Annotated in this window: 15 protein-coding genes and 1 pseudogene; 5 read left to right on the top strand and 11 right to left on the bottom strand. The window is 55.7% G+C overall.

What is annotated here, in order from left to right:
* Positions 1-46 precede the first annotated feature (46 nt).
* The 7 genes from ACR1XY_RS20990 to ACR1XY_RS20960 all read right to left on the bottom strand — a co-directional run bounded on the left by ACR1XY_RS20990 (position 47) and on the right by ACR1XY_RS20960 (position 8,852).
* The gene (locus tag ACR1XY_RS20990) at positions 47-1,615 is read right to left on the bottom strand and encodes a trimethylamine methyltransferase family protein (protein WP_480596128.1); all 1,569 of its coding nucleotides are present in this window, start codon (positions 1,613-1,615) and stop codon (positions 47-49) included.
* Between the two features lie 26 nt (positions 1,616-1,641).
* Positions 1,642-2,841 carry an aromatic ring-hydroxylating oxygenase subunit alpha gene (locus tag ACR1XY_RS20985; protein ID WP_480596125.1) on the bottom strand — a complete coding sequence of 400 codons (1,200 nt, stop codon included), beginning with the start codon at positions 2,839-2,841 and terminating at the stop codon, positions 1,642-1,644.
* An 8-nt stretch (positions 2,842-2,849) separates the two neighbouring features.
* A complete protein-coding gene (locus ACR1XY_RS20980; protein WP_480596123.1) occupies positions 2,850-4,916 on the bottom strand; it encodes an oxidoreductase in 2,067 nt (688 codons plus the stop codon).
* 93 nt (positions 4,917-5,009) lie between these two features.
* Complete coding sequence (locus ACR1XY_RS20975; protein ID WP_480596121.1) at positions 5,010-6,065, bottom strand: extracellular solute-binding protein; 1,056 nt, start codon at positions 6,063-6,065, stop codon at positions 5,010-5,012.
* On the bottom strand, positions 6,062-7,177 hold the full coding sequence (locus ACR1XY_RS20970; RefSeq protein WP_480596119.1) for an ABC transporter ATP-binding protein: 1,116 nt from the start codon (positions 7,175-7,177) through the stop codon (positions 6,062-6,064). Before ACR1XY_RS20970 ends, ACR1XY_RS20975 begins: the two co-directional genes overlap by 4 nt.
* A 20-nt stretch (positions 7,178-7,197) precedes the next feature.
* Positions 7,198-7,992 (bottom strand): ABC transporter permease, encoded by a 795-nt coding sequence (locus tag ACR1XY_RS20965; protein WP_480596117.1) that lies wholly within the window; start codon positions 7,990-7,992, stop codon positions 7,198-7,200.
* A complete protein-coding gene (locus ACR1XY_RS20960; RefSeq protein WP_480596115.1) occupies positions 7,989-8,852 on the bottom strand; it encodes an ABC transporter permease in 864 nt (287 codons plus the stop codon). The genes ACR1XY_RS20965 and ACR1XY_RS20960 overlap by 4 nt, the downstream gene beginning before the upstream one ends.
* Before the next feature lie 189 nt (positions 8,853-9,041).
* On the opposite strand from ACR1XY_RS20960, the gene ACR1XY_RS20955 reads away from it, so the two are divergent.
* The gene (locus tag ACR1XY_RS20955) at positions 9,042-9,680 is read left to right on the top strand and encodes a TetR family transcriptional regulator C-terminal domain-containing protein (RefSeq protein ID WP_480596112.1); all 639 of its coding nucleotides are present in this window, start codon (positions 9,042-9,044) and stop codon (positions 9,678-9,680) included.
* Positions 9,681-10,265: 585 nt separating this feature from the next.
* On the opposite strand, the gene ACR1XY_RS20950 is transcribed toward ACR1XY_RS20955, so the two are convergent.
* The 3 genes from ACR1XY_RS20950 to ACR1XY_RS20940 form a co-directional block, all read right to left on the bottom strand.
* A complete protein-coding gene (locus ACR1XY_RS20950; protein ID WP_480596110.1) occupies positions 10,266-11,843 on the bottom strand; it encodes a GMC oxidoreductase in 1,578 nt (525 codons plus the stop codon).
* A gap of 42 nt (positions 11,844-11,885) precedes the next feature.
* On the bottom strand, positions 11,886-12,416 hold the full coding sequence (locus tag ACR1XY_RS20945) for a gluconate 2-dehydrogenase subunit 3 family protein (RefSeq protein WP_480596108.1): 531 nt from the start codon (positions 12,414-12,416) through the stop codon (positions 11,886-11,888).
* Positions 12,417-12,724: 308 nt separating this feature from the next.
* Positions 12,725-13,087, bottom strand: a complete 363-nt coding sequence (locus ACR1XY_RS20940; protein ID WP_480596107.1) for an antibiotic biosynthesis monooxygenase — start codon at positions 13,085-13,087, stop codon at positions 12,725-12,727.
* Between the two features lie 211 nt (positions 13,088-13,298).
* Here ACR1XY_RS20940 and ACR1XY_RS20935 point away from each other — a divergent pair, with 211 nt between their 5' ends.
* Positions 13,299-13,868 (top strand): DJ-1/PfpI family protein, encoded by a 570-nt coding sequence (locus ACR1XY_RS20935; RefSeq protein WP_480596105.1) that lies wholly within the window; start codon positions 13,299-13,301, stop codon positions 13,866-13,868.
* A 106-nt stretch (positions 13,869-13,974) separates the two neighbouring features.
* On the opposite strand, the pseudogene ACR1XY_RS20930 reads toward ACR1XY_RS20935, so the two are convergent.
* A pseudogene (locus tag ACR1XY_RS20930) lies at positions 13,975-14,443 on the bottom strand (DDE-type integrase/transposase/recombinase); the annotation flags it as partial.
* 364 nt (positions 14,444-14,807) lie between these two features.
* Between ACR1XY_RS20930 and ACR1XY_RS20925 the strand changes: the two are divergent.
* From ACR1XY_RS20925 to ACR1XY_RS20915, 3 genes are read left to right on the top strand one after another with little or no spacing between them, the layout of a single operon-like run.
* Complete coding sequence (locus tag ACR1XY_RS20925; RefSeq protein WP_480596102.1) at positions 14,808-15,290, top strand: calcium-binding protein; 483 nt, start codon at positions 14,808-14,810, stop codon at positions 15,288-15,290.
* Positions 15,199-16,332 (top strand): efflux RND transporter periplasmic adaptor subunit, encoded by a 1,134-nt coding sequence (locus ACR1XY_RS20920; RefSeq protein ID WP_480596100.1) that lies wholly within the window; start codon positions 15,199-15,201, stop codon positions 16,330-16,332. The genes ACR1XY_RS20925 and ACR1XY_RS20920 overlap by 92 nt, the downstream gene beginning before the upstream one ends.
* A gap of 56 nt (positions 16,333-16,388) precedes the next feature.
* On the top strand, positions 16,389-19,493 hold the full coding sequence (locus ACR1XY_RS20915) for an efflux RND transporter permease subunit (RefSeq protein WP_480596098.1): 3,105 nt from the start codon (positions 16,389-16,391) through the stop codon (positions 19,491-19,493).
* Positions 19,494-19,511 lie beyond the last annotated feature (18 nt).

Below are 19,511 nucleotides of genomic sequence, written 5' to 3'. Positions count from 1 at the left end.
GCATCACACTCTTGTAAATGCGATGCCTTCTTCCCAGTCGCAGCGCTCAACCCGCTCGCATCGCCTCAGGCGGCAGTTTAATCGGGAACTTGGACCGCACCTCTTTATCGGCTTTGCTACCAAAGTAGTTTGGGTAGTGATTGGACAGGATATCGTCCACAACCGACCGACTCCGCTCAAACATATCCTGACGACCTGCTTTCTCCCAGGTATCGGTCAGTTCCCGGTCTAGCAGCGTCGGATAGACATATTCGGTCTCCATATATTGCAAGGTCTGCGGGTTGCCGAGAAAGTGACCGGGATCAATTGCGCATTCATGGATGACGTCGACTGAGAGCGTGTCGTCGCTCACCTCGATCCCACGCAGTGTTCGCGAGATCATTCCCGCGGCCTCATTGTCGATAACCATGGACTCAAAACTGCACCCCATCAGACTGCCAAGCATACCGCCGAATTCACACAGCCTGTTGGCACCGGCATGGGCCGCCAACGCGAAGGTCAGCGCCTTTTCCAGACCGTATTGCGCATCGGGTATCTTGGAATCCGTCATACCACATCCAACGCTGGTCGGCAGGTTATAGAAATTGCCCATCTGAATGGCTGCGGCCGAGATCAACGCCTGTTCACCGCTGCCGCCTGTAAACGAACCGGTGCGCAGGTCAGTGATGAAGGGCCAAGCCGCAAAGACTACCGGAGTGCCAGGGTTGATCAAGTTGGCAATTGCCACACATGACAGGGTCTCGGCGACGGCTTGCGCCAAGGTCCCGGCAAGCGGCGCAGGCGACGTCGCCCCGGCTTGCGGCGGAACAGCCAGGTCGCATACCAGCCCCATTTTCGCTGTATCAATCAGGATTTCCAGATTCTCGCGCCCGAATCTGAGCGGTGAAACGATTGGGCACCCACCAAAAATGACCGAGGGTTTTTCAAGGAACTTGCCTTCCCCTCCCGATGCCAGGTCGAACAAATGGATGGCGTCCTGAATATGCTCGCGTGTACGGAATGTCAGGCAAGAAGGCTTCTCGCTACCCGCCAGAATGGCATAGAGCATGCTCATGTCATGCTCGTAGTCCTGTGGCACATCCGTCGCCAAAACCGTGTCACCGGTCATGTGAATGTTGTCTAGCCGGTCTACCAAGCGGGTGAAGTCGTAAATGTCCTTGAGTGTTGATGGCCGGTAACTGCGCGTTTCCGCGTCAAACGTGGTCACAGCGGTACCGGAGTTTGCGTAATACACCTTATCCTTGGTGCAGTGCATATCATCCTTGCCAGCCCGCGATCCGCGCGCATGGACATAAAACTCACTAGCGGCCTTGGCCAAAAGGTCTTCCATCAAGGCCCGAGGAAAGCACAGCCTGCCATGCTCGTTCAAAGTCGCCCCCTTGGGCAATACGAGATCAAGAACTTCCTGCGTGGGATCCCCTACCCCTGTGCGTTCCAGAATAGTAAGCGCGGCCTCGTGAATGCGCGCCATGTCCGCGTCTGACAGGGGCTTGTATCGCCCACCGGGAATACCCGGCCAAATCGCCTGCGAAGGGGCGTTACTGGATCGTACTGCTGCGCGCGCCTCACGCCCGCCCCCACGCCGTCTTGATCTGCGCTGCGTTAGTTCTGTCATGTTTTTTTCTCCGAATTATGCGCGTCTCAGATCATGCTGAAGTAGTTGCGATAGAAACCGGGAATGCTCCATTCCATCTCGGATAGCGGCCCCGGGACGAAATGGTGTGAATTCACGCCTTCCTGATTGTGACGGATGATCCGTTCGTCATCGAGCGACGTGACATGCCAGAGCCATGTCAGGGCCTCCTTGTCATAGTCGCGACCCACTTCCGCGTCTCCGCGAACATACCAGACGATCTGAATATCCGTTTCTTGCAAGGAACGCGGTACAAACCGATACCCGACCACGTGATCAGCATAGACCAGGAAGTAGTTCAGTGTTCCGACACCCAAGTCGGTGGCACCGCCGTCATGGGTTCTCAGTTCACCCAGAGGCGGCGCCAAAGGCGCGCCATCCTTACTGCCTGTCAAATAGCCAGGGAACAGCGGGTAGCGCCGCCAATAGACATCTGCGCCCGGCGCGCCCGCATTCTCTCCGGTCAGGTCGAGTTCCTCCGTTGGAATTCCGGCTTCCTCCATTCGTTCATGCAGAGCGCCGCTGAACTCCAGAACCTGAGCCGGGTCTTTCAGGGAATGGCTACGAGAGTAGTCCTGATGGGACGGCGCACAGTGATAGCATTCCAGGTAATTCTCCAGCGCCAGTTTCCAGTTCGCCGGAACCGGATATGAGGCCTCATGGGCGACCTTCAGGTTTTCAAAGTCAAACGGCTTTGAAAGTGGGGCCAGTCTTTCCAATGCAGCGTCCAGCGGTGGAGCATTTTCAGCCGCACAGACAAAGACCAGGCCTTGGAAAATCTTCACCTGAACCGGGAACAACCCATATTGGCCCGGGTCAAAATCTGTCCCCATAGCTCGTCCGTTTCTCAGCTTGCCGTTGAGGTCAAATGTCCACGCGTGATACGGGCATATGAAGTTGCGCGCCTTGCCTTTCTGTTCAATGCAAACCCGCGATCCCCGGTGGCGGCAAACGTTCAGATGCGCACGCACCTTGCCTGCGCGATCCCGAACAATGATTATGGACTCGGGCCCGTAGTCGAAGAGGAAATAATCACCGGGTTCAGCGACTTGACTGACATGGCCGACCCAGATCCAGTTGCGGTTCCAGAACGTGCTGATATCGTTTTCGTAAACCGCCTGAGACGTATAGAAGTGACGCGGCAAAGCGAACCCTTCCCGCTGTGCTTCCATCAAATCGCGCATTACTTGCAAGTCATCTTTTGGCATAGCGCACCTCACATAGATTCAAGGGAGACAATTTCCCGACGGAAAAAGTCGCGGTCGATATCGCCTGCGTCGCGTTCGAAATTCCGAGCGGCCATGTGACCCGAGTATACGGCGTCAGCTATTAAACCGGGGTTTGCGGCATCTCCGATCAATTCCAGTTTACTAAGAGGGCTGTCGGCCAAGCCCAGAAGCTCATCATACAGGGTGGTCTCTCTTGCGCGCTGCGTCACCAAAAGGACCGAGCCGCAATCAATGGATTGTTCTCGCCCCGTGTAAGCGCAAAGCAATTTCACCGTTCCGGGCGCGATGCTGGCCAAGGTCTGGGACAATGCAAGCTGCACACCTTTTTCCAGCAGACTGCGTTGCACTTTGGCCTGCTCCAACGTCAATTCGGTAAACGGTGAGACCATTGAGGCCGGCGTTACAAAGACGACCTCTCGTCCGGCCTGAGCCAAGTGATCCGCCAAAACTCCACCGAGATAGGCTTGATCATCATCGTAGACAATGATTGGGCCGCCCCCCGGCACTGCGTCGGACATGATGTCGTCGGGAGTGAAAACTTGAGAGCCTGGGTCTATTGAGACGCCGTGAAATGCAGATTTCCCGCGACCATCGCGTCGCCATAATGCACCGGTGGCCAAAAAGACGTTCGGTATACCCAGTTCGACGACATCGCTTGCCGACAAAAGGCTATCGGTGAACAGCTGAACATTCCCGCGTTGCTGAAGGTCATAAATCCTGTGATCTGTCACACGTTTCCAGGCGGACAGCCCGGACAGGCTGGATTCCTGCAAGACGCGGCCGCCCAGTTCTTGCCTGGCTTCAGCCAGGGTGACTTCATAGCCCCGGCGCGCCAACTGCATGGCGCATTCAAGCCCGGCCGGACCGCTGCCGACAACAAGCGCAGCTTCCTCTTTCGCCCGGCGCTCAATGATCTCAGGGTGCCATTTCCTCCGCCACTCTTCGCCCATCGTAGGGTTTTGCGTGCACCGGATAGGGACGCCCAGAGAATCCGATGAAACACAGATATTGCAGCCGATACACTCACGGATTTCTTCGATGCGACCTTCCTTGATTTTGTTCGGAAGAAACGGATCAGCAATGGATGGTCGCGCCGCGCCGATAAAATCAAGGATGCCCTTCTTGACCAGAGACACCATCAAATCCGGAGACGTAAGGCGACCGACACCGACCACTGGCTTGGAAGTAACCTGTTTGACGAACTCGATATATGAGGTTTGAAAACCGTCGCGGGGTTCAAAGCGGGTCGTCGCAGAGTCATTGCTCCAATCCGCAACGTTCACGTCCCAAAGGTCGGGAAGCTCTGCCAACAGTTCGACGACGGCTCGACCTTCCTCCTGCGCCTGCATCCCGTCAGACCCGAGCATTTCATCCACTGCGAACCGGAGAGCGATGGCGCAATCGTCCCCAACCTCTTCTCTGGTTTCTTCCAGAAGCTCTCGCGTAAGTCGCGCGCGGTTCTCCAGAGAACCGCCATATTCATCCGCCCGGTCATTGAACTGTGGCAACAGAAAATGGTGCGGCAACGTCATGTGATGCCCGGCATAAACATACACGATGTCAAAGCCCGCCTCGCGCGAACGTCGTGCCGCCGCGCGGTGCCACTTGCGAAACTCTCGGATGTCCGCCTTGTCCATTGCCCGAGCCTGTTTGGGATACGCGGTTTGCAGGGCAAGTTCTGACGGGCCCAGCAAGGGCGCACGGCTCAGGTGGTTCTGCGCATGGTGACCGTTATGCGCTAGTTCTATGGCCGCAAGCGAACCCTTGGCATGGACAGCTTCGGTCATCAGGCACAGCGCTGGAATATCCCGTTCGTCCCATAGTCGGTTTTCCGCATATGGGGACAAATCTGAAGTAGGGTGAATTTCGGTCTCTTGGTTGGACACAACGGCCCAACCACCCTCGGCCTTCATCGCCCGCATGGCCGCCTCGGCCTGCGGTCGAAGATGCCCCATGCCGTTGCAATGGGGCACTTGATAGAAACGGTTGCGGGCCGTCACGGGCCCGATCTGAACCGGCTCAAAGAGAACAGAATATCCGTCAGCGCCTGACATTGCCGCGCTTCCTCCAGAAAAATTGGAATTGGTTCCGTAGGATTGGCAGGTTTGCTTAGGTCCCACCAATCCCGACTGTGTTGTTAGGTGGCTCTAAAAACCCGCCTTGATGCGCTCAAACTCTTTCAACATCTTTGCTTCCAGTTCCGGGTTGACCGCATCGAAGAACAAGCTGCCCTCAAAGAAGCTGTCCACGTCCGAGAACCCGTAGGTATCGATCAGAGCCGGGTCGGCCTGTGCGAAAGCGTCCTCGTTGGCATGGGCGTACCCCCAGCTTTCGATGATGTACTTACCGCTTGCGGCAGAGCTGAGCGCGTTGAGCATGTCATAGACCTGCTCATCCGATTGTTTGGCGGACTTCAGATGCACATAACCGCAGACCCAGGTGGCGATGCCCTTGTCCACATCCCGCATCATAACTGCCGGAGTTTCGTTCCAGATCAGGTTTAGCTCCGATTGGTTCCAGCCCCAGCCCAGCGTCACCTCACCGCTGGCAATCGCCTGATCGAGCTGACCTGCGTCAGACCAGTAAAAGCGAACATTCGGGTGAATTGCGCGCAGGTAATCCGCCGCTTTCTGGAATTCCTCGTCGCTCATATCAGTATAGCTTGAGGCACCGGTCGCCAGCGCGGCCATGGCAAAAGCACTGGATGCCGCATCCGGAACCGCAACTTTGCCCTGATACGCAGGATCTGCAAGCAATTGCAGCGAAACATCGTCCGCCGAAACCATATCGGTGCGATAGATCAGGCCGGTATTGCCCCATTCGAAAGGCACCATATAGGTCTGTCCATCGATCGTGATGCCATCGACCTCTTTGATCTTGGGCATCAGTTTGTCCCAGTTCTCCAGCTTGCTGGTATCAATGGGCTTAAGCATGTCCGCCGCAACCCATTTTCTCAGGGCGTCCGTACAGGGATGGGCCAGATCTGCCTCAAACCCGGATTGAAGCTTGGTGAACGCCTCCTCCACGCTGCCGAAATAGGTATAGCTCGGCGCGCCGCCGTACTTTTCGACGTAATCGCCGTAAAAGCCCTGATCTTCATATCCAGACCAGTCAAAAACGGTCAAATCTGCCGCGTTGGCTTGCGCTTGTCCGGCGGCAAAGGTGGCAACTACTGCTGCCGCAAGTGATGCTGCTTTATTCATTTGTCTCCTCCCAAAGAGTCACGTTTGCCTAGATCAATTACCGAGGCGCTTTGAACACCAAGCCAAACAGTGTCGCCGCGGCTGTGATCGACCGTGTGAAAGTAGTTCGGCACTGCAACGGCGATGCTGTCCTTTAGACCATCGACACGCACATAATAGTGGACGCTCTCACCATAGAAGGCGACGTCCGACACCTCGCCCTGAACAAGAGCGTCGTATCCATCTGGCCTTTTTGCACTGATTTCCAATTGCTCGGGCCGAACGCCGACCAGCAGGTCTTTGTCATGCACCTGAACGTTTGGGTTCACCCCGATTGTCATCTGCCCAAATCCCTGAACGTTAACCTCCAGCGATTCAGAGCTTTCAGCCGTTACCTCGGCATCCAGGAAGTTCATTCCACCGATGAAAGAGGCCACTTCCCGGTTGCACGGCTGGGAATACAAAACCTCGGGCTTGTCGACCTGCTTGAGCTGCCCAGCGAACATGACTCCTATCCGGTCGGACATGGTCATCGCTTCGTACTGGTCATGCGTGACCATTACGAACGTAATTCCAAGCTTTTGTTGCAAGCGGCGCATTTCCAATTGCATCGCTTCGCGCAGGTTTTTGTCCAGCGCGGACAATGGTTCATCCAGCAGCAACACTTTGGGCCGCATGACCAGCGCACGGGCGAGCGCCACACGTTGCCGTTGTCCGCCCGACAACTCATTGGCCTTGCGATCCTGCAAGCCTCCGAGCTCAACCATCTCAAGCGCCTCGGCAACGCGTTCCTTGATTTCACTTCGCGTGAGCTTTGTCTTTCGCAAGCCGAACCCGACATTGTCACCCACATTCAGGTGCGGAAAGATCGCATAGCTTTGGAACACCATGTTCGTAGGCCGCTTGTTGGCAGGCACCTCACCCATCGTCCGACCATCTATCCGGATCTCGCCCTCTTCGTGATCCTGAAATCCCGCGATGATGCGCAAAGCGGTTGTCTTTCCGCAGCCCGAAGGTCCGAGCAGCGAAAAGAACTCACCCTCTTTCAAGGTGAGGTTCAGATCGGATACAGCCACAAAGGTTCCAAAACGTTTTTCCACGCCCTGAATCTCGATGATGTTCTGTTCGCTCATCTTGTTTGTTTCCTTTGGCTTCAATCAGAAGATTGGGTGGAACGGCGGCGGAAGTATTCGGCAATCAGCAGCAGCAGAACGGACGAAAGCAAAAGTAACGAGCCAAGTGCCAGTGTGTTGGGGAGTTTTGCCGGGAAGCGGATCTGACTCCAGATATAGACCGGCAGTGTCGGGCTGTTTCCGGACAGGAAGAAGGCTAGAACGAACTCGTCGAAGGACACGGTGAACGTGACCAAAAGGCTCGCGACAATGCCCGGTGCAACGATTGGCAGAGTGACACGCCTAAATGTTCCCACAACGCTTTCGCCGAGGTCAAAGGCGGCCTCCTCCAACGATTGGTCGAAATCGTCAAAGGCGGACTTCATGATCGATACCGCGAAGGGCAAGGCCACGAACACATGCCCAAGGATCACGGTTGTCAGCGAAGGTTTCAGCCCGACGCTAATAAACAGTACCAGCATCGAACTAGCGACAATGATGCCGGGTACCACCAGCGGGAGCATGACCAAGCCTTCGGAAAACTCCCGCCCCTTGAAACGGTACCGAACATAGGCGCGCGCGGCGAACAGACCCAGAGACGTCGCCATCAGGGCGGTCACACTGCCGACGATCAGCGAGTTCACCATCGCCTGAAGCAACGTATCCTGCTGACCCAATTGCGCGTACCATTTCAACGTAAAACCCTTAAGCGGGAAAGCCACGATGGTTCCGTCATTGAAGGAAAACAGCGGCAACAGCAGCACTGGCAGATAAAGAAACACAAGGTAGGCGACTGCATAGACAAGCAACCAGGGGATACGAATAGCTTTGGTCATCTGATCCTCCGCCCCAGTGCGGTGACAACCAGCACGAACAGGATTGCGACGCAACCGACCGAAAGCATAGCAAGCAGAGACAGGGTTGCACCCAATGGCCAATTATTGGCGGCGCCAAACTGCACCTGGATTAGATTGGCCACCATTTTGCCCTGTGACCCACCGACCAATGCCGGAGTGACGTAGTCGCCAACGGTTGGGATGAAAATGATCAGACAGGCGGCGATGATCCCCGGCACAGTCAGGGGCAAAGTCACGCGGACAAATCTCTCCAACTTGCTACATCCAAGGTCGGTTGCGGCCTCTAACAGGCTGCGGTCGATTTTCTGCAGCGACACATAAATCGGCAATATCGCAAATGGCGCCCAGGCATGCGCAAGCGTGAGAACAACGGCGAACTCGTTGTAGAGCAGGAAAGTCAGCGGCTCCTGTATCAGCCCCAATGAGATCAAAGCGGAGTTCATCACCCCATTGAATCCAAGGATCAGCTTCCAGCTGAACACACGCAGCAGGTAGCTGCTCCAAAAGGGAATAGTGATCAGCAATAGCCAGAGGGTCTTTTTTTGCGTCCGAAATGCGATGAAGTAGGCAATCGGATAGGCCAGACAGACCGTTACCAATGTCACCGCCCCGGCAATTGCAACTGAACGGATCATCAGGTGTCGGACCAAGGGATCGGTGAACGCCTCTTGGTAATTCGCCCATGTCGGCGTGCGGTCAATCTCGACATAGGTCTGAGTCCAAAAGCTGTAGGCGACAAGAATGCAAAGAGGCACGGCCACAAGCAGGCCAACATAGAGCGTCGCAGGGGCGCTCAATGCCAGGCCTTTGCCCGCTTCACTTCTAATGACTCCGGCCATGCTTCCCTGCTGAACATTGCTTTCAATGGCGAGACGATTCCCATCACAAAATGGACAATCGTCCATTTAATTCTGGAATTTTCGGGCTAGCTGTGTCAACTGATAATTCCACAACGGGGCTGGCCAATTCCACAAACGCCGCTAGAAGGCACCGCAAGAGCTTGAAAACAAACTGAACCGCCTGATCAAATGACTGGAAGACGCCAACAGATACGAGAACGAAACCGCCTGTCTCTAATCGAGGCAGTCCTCGACTCGGTTGCAGAAAAGGGAATTTCTGAGACGTCAGTCAGCGAGATCATTCAACGTGCCGACTTGTCCCGCGGGATGATTCACCTTCATTTCGGCGGCAAGGACAATCTGGTGGACGAGGCGGCCCGCTACTCGTCCGAGCAATACTACGATGGCATCCATGCCATGTTGGAAACGACCGGGCAAACTGGTCAAGAACATATTGAGATGATTGTTCGGGGTGATTTGAGTGAAGCCATCCTCAACAAGAAGAATGTTTCAATCTGGTACGCATTTCGAGGTGAAGCCAGAAACAGAGCGGCGATTGCGGCCTTTTCAGATACACGCGATGCAAAACTTCGGAACCTGATCTTCAACGCATTCTTGCGAATTGCGAAAGAAGCCGGAAATGAACACCCCAATCAGGTTGCACGGGACGCCACGCACGGCACACTAGCAATGCTAGAAGGTATGTGGACCGATTATCTACTCCACCCGGATTCCTTTGATCGCAACGAGGCAATGAGAATTGTTTTTCGGTTTTTACGTGCAATGTTTCCCAAACACTTCGACCTCAGCGGCGCACTGCTTTGTTGATGAAATTTGCGATAGTTCGCCAGTGAGGTTCTGAAGGTGTTGACGCCCTCGCTGTCCTCTCTATGAATTCGCGACGCAACATTTTCACAACCCCAAATTTTTTCGTATTGCAAAGCCCCTACCCGCGTTGCGCGAAAAAAACCGGATGTGTCGCAAACATTTGGCTTTGATTGACGAGAATGTGTGTTCGGTAGTTGCTACCTTCAAATCCATCGCGAACAGGTTTCCGAATGGCCTCATTGAAGGGCTGCCACTTCCTCAAGGAAGCGGTTTGGTACGCTGAATACTTCTTTTTGCGGTACACTGTGCCTTATCGTGACTTGGAAGAGATTAGTGCTGATCGAAGTCGCCAGAATGATCCGCAAGGGCCAACTCGATTTGCCGTAAACCTCTGGGTTTCGTCAATTCGCTGAAAACTTGGGATAAGTGTGTCCAGCATATCCCTGCCTCTGGCCGCTCCAATAGTTTGCGCGACAACCGTAAGCTCGACAGCGTTCTGGTCACCAGACAGTGTGCTAAACCGCTGGTTTCAATCACTGCCCGACACCTCCGAAGGCAGGGGCGGTCGCCCCCTCGCAGCTCCCTTTAGGGCAGCAGTTCTGATCGATGGGTGCGAATGTAATCTGCTGTGCGGAACACCAATGCGGCCAGAGTAGCGGTAGGGTTGACCGCGCCGGGTGTGGGAAACAGGCTTGCGCCAGCGACAAACAGATTATCGACTTCATGCGCCTGTCCGAAGGAGTTCGTTACCGACGCTGACGAGTCATCGCCCATGATTGTACCACCCATCATGTGCATTGGGTTTCGCGGCCCTGCCCAGGCGTCACGGGCCCCTGCGGCCTTGAAAATGCGCAGGCCCTCCTCTTTGGCTAGCTCTGATCTGGACGCATTCGCCCGCGGAAGCGAATTACTCACTTGCGCTTGCGGCAATCCATAACGATCATGTTTTGATGCGTCGAGTTTGATGCAGTTTTCCGGAATGCCATCCTCCTCGCAAAGCACGGCCATGTTTCCGTAGTGCAAACTGGCCTGACGCAAATATGCATCCAGAGCCGCGCCAAACAATTCCGGTTTTGCCAGAGCAGTCCCCAACAGATCGTTTGGTTTTGCCGCCTGTCCTACCAGCCAAGCGCGGCTACCGAAGGCATCTTGTGCTGGTTGTTTGTCGTCATAGCCTTCCAAGCAGAGTGAATTGGCGCCAGATACACCCAAATGCGGTTCTGTTTCCTGGTTAAACAGCCCGTGGATGGTCGTGAGGGCGTGGGACATGAAATATCGCCCCAGTGTCTTGCTTCCATTGCCAAGCCCATCGGGATGCTTGTCACTGGAAGACAACAGCAGCAGCCGTGCATTCCAGATTGTATGACAGGCCGAGATGACAATGTCGGCGGGTTGCAGGTTTTCACGGCCCTGCTCATCAAGATATACAACACCGGTTGCCTTCGATCCTGAAGGGTCTGTTTCAACCCGTGCCACGTAGGCATTGTGGCGCAGTTTAACCCCAGCCTCTCGCGCCCGTGGCCATTGCAACACCAATGGGTTCGCCAATGCTCCAATCGGACACCCAGCATCGCACCAGCCGTCAAGCAGGCAACCCGCTCTCCCGGCATACGGGACGGAATTCACCGCCAAAGTGTTTGTCGTCAGCCTCAAACCTTCTGCATCAAAACCTGGTTTGATTGCCTGCGACTGTTTGGATAAGGAAATGGCCGGCATGGGATAAGGCGCCGCTGATGGCGCATGCGGATCGTCGTCTCCTGATACCCCGAAATAGGACTGCGCATGGTCATACCATGGTTTCAGATCATCATATCCTATGGGCCAGTCCAGACTTCGTCCGTACATAGATTTGACGTGAAAGTCGTCCGGATGCAGCCGGTACCAATTCGCGTACCAATGCAGGCCCGCGCCACCGGTCCCCCAACCCATGGCAAAATTCGCCGCCCCCACAAGGTCACCTGTTTCCAGAACTTCCGGCCCGGCCCATCTGAGCCTCCGCGACCAGATTTGCGAGCTGACCATTTCAGACAGATAGCGCTCTGGTCCGGCCTCAAGCACCAGTACATCAAACCCCGCCTCACCCAATTCGGCTGCCATCGTGCTGCCAGCGATGCCAGAACCGACAATTACGACTTCAACTTTGTCATGTGCCGCTTTCGCCATTGGTTCCCCGCGTTTTGGTTTAGCACATATGCGGTCAATTCGTTACCAGGGTCGCGGTGGCTGAATATGCGCCAGATAGGGGATGTTCAGATCCGAAAACCCCGCCTGCGTGCCATAAACCACATCCACCGCGTCACTTCGTGAAATGAAATAGAAGAAATTCGGATCCGGGTCGGTCCAGATCTGCATATCCGAGGTTACGGCCGCCTCAACCAATTCCATCTTCTGACTCTTGGTTATTTGGACAAATGGCAGGTTAAACCGGTGGGTACATTCCTGCTCGATTCCGGCGAGACCCAGACGGTAAAACCCCGCCATGTCGCTGGCATTGAGGTACCGCAAGAGCAGTAGCGACGAAGCCCGATCTCCTGCAAGGCTTTGATCGACAAACTTTGCCACCCCGGCGTCTCCTGCACCCGGCACGATAGTTGAACACCAGGCAGCCAGAATCTCCATTTCCTTTACCGTTAGTACTTTGTTGTTCTCACGTTCGACGGTTTTTGCCTCCGCATTTTTGGACAGGCTGCGCATCCAGATGCTTGTCCCGAATGTGGTTGGAAGAATACGAGTCAAAAAACGGCGTCTTCCCATCATTTGATCCGTTCCCGCCTATCGCAAGTGGGGCTTTCCATTGTCGCAGTCGTGCGGTTTTTGTCAAATTCCAAAGCTTTGCCGGTGTTGAAACTGAAAAAACTGGACTGCCGTGAACCAGCAACTCAAGCAGCATCGGATTGGTTTCCCCTAACACAGGTGCAGGATCAAAGGGTCGCACCCACAAAAAGGGAGCAGGCGTCCACGTCTTCTTTGGGCCTGAAAACACGGCCCTCACGATGATGGGCTAAGCATTACGGCCTTGGCATCAATCAAACAGTCAAACCCGTCTACCGCCGAAACCCAAACTCGGTCTCATAGAATCTCGGAGACATCTCGCTGAACAAATCGCGCAGTTTTTCAAGCTCAGCCCTAGGACCATGCAACTCTACCCCGGTTATCTCGACCAAGGCTTGTGTCCTTTCAAAGATGTGTGTGCCCAATTCCATATGGCGGATCACTGCGTCAGCGCTCTCGTAATCTTCGCGTGAAGCGGCCGTCCCATCCTTGCCAAAACTGTAGGCCGACGCCACATGGCCAGGTTCCTGACTGCGCAGTTCTATCATTTCCGCACAGTTTTTTCGAAATGCCTCCGCATTCGCTGCGGATACGGAAAAACAGCCAACGACGGTAACAATCTGTGGAACGGACATAATACTTCCTCCAAAAACCAGTTTAAATCATCCGTCGTCAGAATAGGCGGAGTCCGACCTGCCTTCAAAAACAAAACTGCTTGAAGGCTGACCCGGTAAGATTGCTTAGGTCACAGGACCGAAGGATGTGGATGTTTGATGACTCAGCTACGTTGCATGTCCATAGTGTTCCCTATACGTTCCTTCCTGCGATTCTAAGGGGCACAGCAAAATGGTGAAAGTTGCGCTGATACTTACAGACGAGTTCGCTGACTGGGAGTACGCCTTGATAGGTGGTATCGGCGGTTCATTTTATGGGCTCAATGTGATGTACTTCTCTCCTACTCCAGGGCAATTGATCTCGATGGGCGGATTGACAGTTGTTGTCTCCAAAGGATTGAGCGATCTGGTCGATTGGCAACCGGATGTAGTGGCAGTTATTGGTGGCACCGTGTGGGATTCTGATACCGCGCCGGACATTTCGGACATGCTTGTGGCTCAAAATGAAAAAGGCGTTCCAATAGGGGGGATTTGTGGTGGCACCCTAGCCCTGGCCAGATCTGGATTGCTGAACGAGAAGCCGCATACTTCAAACGATACCGAGTTTTTAGTCAAGAATGCCGAGGGATATGATGGCGTATCGCACTACGTTCAAAGTGCTTCGGCGGTCTCAGCAGATCGACTTATTACCGCTTCTGGAACAGCGCCTGTGAGTTTTGCTGCCGCGATCTTTGAAGCAGCCGGTGTTCCACAAGAAACCGTTTCTCAGTTTATCGAATTGATTACGGCTGAGCACAATTGAATGCACGCAGTCGCAACAATAGTATCGATAGCGGCCTCAACGAGGCCTAGGGTCAGGACTCGTTCTTGTTTCATAGCCAAAAAATGACAACTGCGGCGAGAGCGACGGCAGACAGGCGAAAGCGGGGGGGCCGGAACATGATGTTCCCTTGGTCGTGAGCGGAAAGGTACCTTTGGGCATGTCCCGGAGATTTGAAGCGACCCATCAGCTTTTTGGGTTTTTTCGCCGGCCGGTGCGATCCTTCAGCCCGATTGTTCAACCCCGTGTGCGCCCGGTGGTCGGCGCCCGGACATAGTTCTCTGATTGGCTTGACGTAGCTACGCAGATTGTCGGTGACGATGACACGCGGTTCGCCGAACCGATCGGTCAGTTGTTTGAGAAAACGACTGGCGACCAATAAGTTTGATCCAATGCCGTACACTTTCCCGACTGACGGTCACGCCACGCCAAGCGAACAGATCCTCAACGTCAGCCGTGCTGACTGCATACCGGTGATACGCCCAAACCGTACAGGCCATGATTTCGCGACGAAAGCGGAAGCCTTTCAGGCGAGGCATGGTCGTCGATCTCTTCATCCACATCGGTTAGTCCGGTCCACGGCGGGAAACAACTTGGCAATGCCAACCAGGTCATCCGCTTGGCTTCGACAGTAACCCCCTGCGGAAACTGGAGGAGAGATTAGTAAGCAAATTCCAAACCGACGGAGTCGTCTAATCAGGGAACAACTGCACGGATGGCGTCGGACTGACAGGGTTGGTGACCGGGGCAACAGGCCTTGGCTTCAACCCATTGCTGAACCCGGAAATCTTCACCGGACGTCAGCCCAATAACGGGTTCGACTATGCCAATTTCCTGCTTGGGTAACTGGGCGTTCTAAACGGCAACGGCGAGATCGGTACCTTTGGCTCGGATGCCCTGACCGGCACGCGCGACAAGGGCATGATCCCGGGCCGCGAGGGCAACGATTTTGTCAAAGGCGACCGGGGCGATGGTCGGATATCGGGCGGCAGCGGCAACGACCTGTTGAAAGGTGGGAGCGGAAAGGACTTGATTGCAGATGGCGCCGGGAAAAATAGGTCTTCCGGCGGGCGAAGCGACAACGTGTTCGAATATGCACAGTGGCATGTGAAGGCGGGAAGTGGACGAGCCGAGGATAAAAAGTTTATTGCCTTTCTCAGTAAGGAATTTATGGGAAGGAAGTGCGTTGCAGAATTCCACCTGATGGATTTCCAATCTGTGCCGCCTAGCTGGAACAATTGCCTACACGCGGCACAGCCCCAGACGCCGCTCATATCACGACCATTTTTTTGGATAACAACACCGAACGGAGATGCGAAAAATGCTCAGAACCCGAGCCTTCCTGCTTATGTCATTGACTGCATTGCTTTCCGGTTTGGCATCATTGGCCACTGCGCAATCTAACAATCCTGTGCCGGTGACCGTTATAACGCTGGAAGCACAGGACGTGACCCTGTTTTCGGAATTGCCGGGCCGCGTTGCCGCGTTGGGTGTGGCAGAGGTCAGGCCACAGGTGTCCGGGATCGTTGTCGAGCGTCTGTTTCAGGAAGGCAGTACCGTTCAGGAAGGTGATGCGATGTATCGCATCGACGACGACGTCTATGACGCACAGGTCCAGCAGGCCACCGCAAGCGTTGCTCAGGCCGAGGCTCGGTTGACCGCTGCTGAAAAGGAAGAAAAGCGCGTGGCCGAGTTGTTGCTGCGCAACGTGGCCAGCCAACAGGCGGTTGACAGTGCCGTGGCAGAGCGCGACGCGGCCAAGGCCGCGTTGCTGGTGGCACAGGCGCAGCTGCAAACCGCAAAGATCGACCTGCAACACACAACGATCCGCGCGCCCCTTTCAGGCCGCGTAGGCCGTGCGCTGGCCACGCAAGGCGCGCTGGTGACCGCACAACAGGCTGAACCGCTGGCCGTGATCCGGCAGATCGATCGTGTCTATGTGGACGTTGCCGTTTCCACTCAGGATGTGTTGCGTTTCAATCGGGCCGTTGCATCGCAGACGGCAGCGTTGCAGATGATTGACCCGACGGTGACGGTGTCGTTGGCGGATGGATCGACCTTTGATCAGACCGGTACGGTCCTTGCGGCAGAGCCGCAAGTGGACCCGCAGACTGGTGTTTCGGTACTTCGGATTGAATTCCCGAACCCCAACCAGATTGTCCTGCCGGGCATGTATGTCACCGCGCATCTGCCGGTCGAAGTTTTGCGGGGCGCAGTGCTTGCACCGCAGCAGGGCGTCGCGCGCAACCGGCGCGGTCAGCCGACGGCGATGGTGGTAGACGACAACAACACCGTCATCGAACGGATCCTTACGGTCCGGGGCACCGAGGGCAACAAATGGATCGTGACGGACGGACTTGAAGCCGGCGACCGCCTGATCGTTGCGGGGCTGCAAAAGATAGGGGTCGGCGCGACGGTTGCGCCAACCGAGGAACCGGAGTCCTGAACCGCGCTGATGGACTGCAGCGCTCAGCCTCCCGCAACCAGATGTGAAAGTTCCCCATGGCACGTTTCTTTATCGACCGACCTGTATTTGCATGGGTCATTTCCATCCTGCTGATGGGCATCGGCACTTTGGCTGTCTTCAACTTGCCGGTGGCACAATATCCGCAAATCGCGCCACCCACAGTCGAGGTTAGCGCCTCCTACTCCGGCGCCTCGGCCCAGACCGTAAACAATACCGTAACTCAGGTGATCGAGGAACAGATGACCGGGCTCGACGGGCTACGATACATCAGCTCGTCTTCTACATCGACCGGGTCTTCCACGGTGACGCTGACCTTTGAAACCGGAACCGACCCGGACATTGCGCAGGTGCAGGTTCAGAACAAGCTGAGTCAGGCGACGCCGCTGCTGCCGGAAATCGTTCAACGTCAGGGTGTTGTCGTCGAAAAATCCTCGGGCGGGTTCCTTCTGGTGGCGGCGCTTGTTTCGACCGACGATCGCCTCGATGCTGTGGATTTGTCAGACTACATGGTATCGAACATGGTCGATGAATTCAGCCGCCTGGAGGGTGTCGGCAACGTTCAGGTCTTTGGCGCGCAATATGCGATGCGGATCTGGCTGAACCCAGAACAACTGGCCGCATTTGAGCTGACGCCCACGGATATCGTACAGGCCGTTTCGGAAGAAAACGCTCAGGTCTCGGCGGGGTCCTTCGGCGCTTTGCCTGCGGTCGAGGGGCAAGCCCTTAACGCCACGATCACAGCGCAGTCGCTGCTGTCGACGCCGGAAGACTTTGAACAGATCGTGGTGCGCGCAGAAACCGACGGCGGGCTTGTTCTGCTGCGTGATGTGGCGCGGGTGGAGATAGGAGCCGAAAGCTATACCACATCCGCCTGGTTCAACGGCAAGCCCACCGCGGGTATGGCGATCCGGCTAGCCTCGGGTGCCAACGCACTCGATACAGCCGAGCGCGTGAAGCACAAGCTGGACGAAGTCTCCGCTTTTTTCCCGGACGGCGTAGAATATGTCGTACCTTACGACACCACCCCCTTTGTCGAGATCTCGATTGAAGAAGTCGTCCACACGCTGATCGAGGCGATCGTTCTGGTCTTCCTCGTCATGTTCCTATTTCTGCAGAGCTTGCGCGCAACGATTATTCCGACCCTCGCTGTGCCGGTCGTGTTGTTGGGGACATTCGCGATCATCTCGATCTTTGGGTTCACGATCAACACACTGACCATGCTTGCAATGGTTCTGGCCATCGGTCTGCTGGTGGATGACGCCATCGTCGTGGTCGAAAACGTCGAACGGATCATGGAGGAAGAGGGACTTTCCCCCTACGAGGCCACCAAGAAATCCATGGGTCAGATTACCGGTGCATTGGTCGGCATCGCCTTGGTGCTGTCGGCAGTGTTCATCCCGATGGCGTTCTTCGGTGGCTCCACCGGGGTAATTTACCAGCAATTCTCGATCACCATCGTCTCGGCCATGATGCTGTCAGTTGTGGTTGCGCTGACCTTGACACCCGCCCTGTGCGCGACGCTTTTGCGCAAACCCGACCATGACAAACGCGATCGCGGCCTGTTTGGATGGTTCAACCGCGGGTTCGACCGGTTGACAGAAAGCTATTCGTCACTGGTCGGATTCTCGATCCGACGTCCGCTGCGTGTGGGGCTTATCTATCTGCTGATCGGTGCCGCCATGGTATTTCTGTTTGCCCGCACGCCGACCGGGTTTTTGCCCGAAGAGGATCAGGGTATCCTTTTCACTCTGGTCCAGGGGCCGACGGGCTCTACCGCTGAGGCGACTGAGGGCGTGCTAGAACAAATTGAGCAGTATTATTTGGAGAATGAGACTGAAAACGTCGTTTCTGTCTTTACCGTGCGTGGCTTCAGCTTCGCCGGGCAGGGCCAAAACATGGGTATTGCGTTCATCAGCCTGAAGGATTGGGACGAACGAAATACCCCTGATCGAAGCGCTCAAGCCATTGCGGGTCGGGCCTTTGGAGCATTCTCGCAAATTCAGGAAGCGTTTGTGTTCCCCATTGTTCCCCCTGCGGTGATCGAACTTGGTAACGTCAGCGGCTTTGACTTTTATTTGCAGGCCCGTGACGGCCAAAGCCATGAAGAGCTGGTACAGGCGAGAAATCAACTGATGGGCCTTGCGGGGCAAAGTGAGAAAATCGCCTCGATTCGTCCCAACGGGCTTGAGGACGCCGCCCAGTTCAACATCAATCTGGACTGGCGCGCCGCAGGTGCAATGGGCCTCTCTGCGCAGGAAGTGGGCGAGCTTTTATCGGTGGCCTGGGCTGGGCGCTATGTGAACGACTTTCTGGACCGGGGCCGGATCAAACGCGTCTATGTTCAGGGGGATGCACCCTATCGCATGGTCCCCGAAGATATCGAGGCCTGGCGGGTCCGCAATGATTCAGGTGGTCTTGTGCCGCTGTCCAACTTTTCTTCCGCGAACTGGCAATTCGGTCCGCAGGGTCTGTACCGCTATAATGGTGTTTCGGCCATTCAGTTGCAGGGCAGCCCTGCGCCAGGGTTCACCACCGGTGAAGCCATGGCCGAGATCGAGGCGCTGGCGCAGCAATTGCCGCCAGGCTACCAGATCGCTTGGACGGGCCTGTCATTGGAGGAGCGGGAGTCCGGGGATCAGGCAGGGATGCTCTATGCCCTGTCACTTGCCGCCGTCTTCCTGTGTCTTGCGGCGCTCTACGAAAGCTGGACCATTCCTTTTGCCGTGATGCTGGCCATGCCGATCGGCGTGACCGGATCGCTGGTCGGCGCCTGGCTGGGTGGGTTCGAAAACGGCGTTTATTTCCAGGTCGCGCTGCTGACGGTGATTGGTCTGACCGGTAAGAACGCGATCCTGATCGTCGAGTTCGCCCGCGACAAGGTCGTAGCCGGAGAACCCTTGTTGCAAGCCGTCAAGGACGCAGCGCATCAGCGGTTCAGGCCCATTCTGATGACCTCGATGGCGTTCTCTCTGGGTGTTCTGCCGTTGGTCCTGTCTTCGGGCGCGGGCGCCGGGGGACGAACGGCAATGGGATCGGGTGTGATGGGCGGCGTTATCTCGGCCACCGTGCTGGGCGTGGTCTTTGTGCCGGTCTTCTTCGTGATGATCTACCGCGTGGCCAGACGTGTCGCCACCGAATGAAAAACCTACCCAGTTTTT

This window comes from Ruegeria sp. AD11(2025) (assembly GCF_056542405.1).
This window is presented reverse-complemented; position numbering and strand designations above follow the sequence as displayed.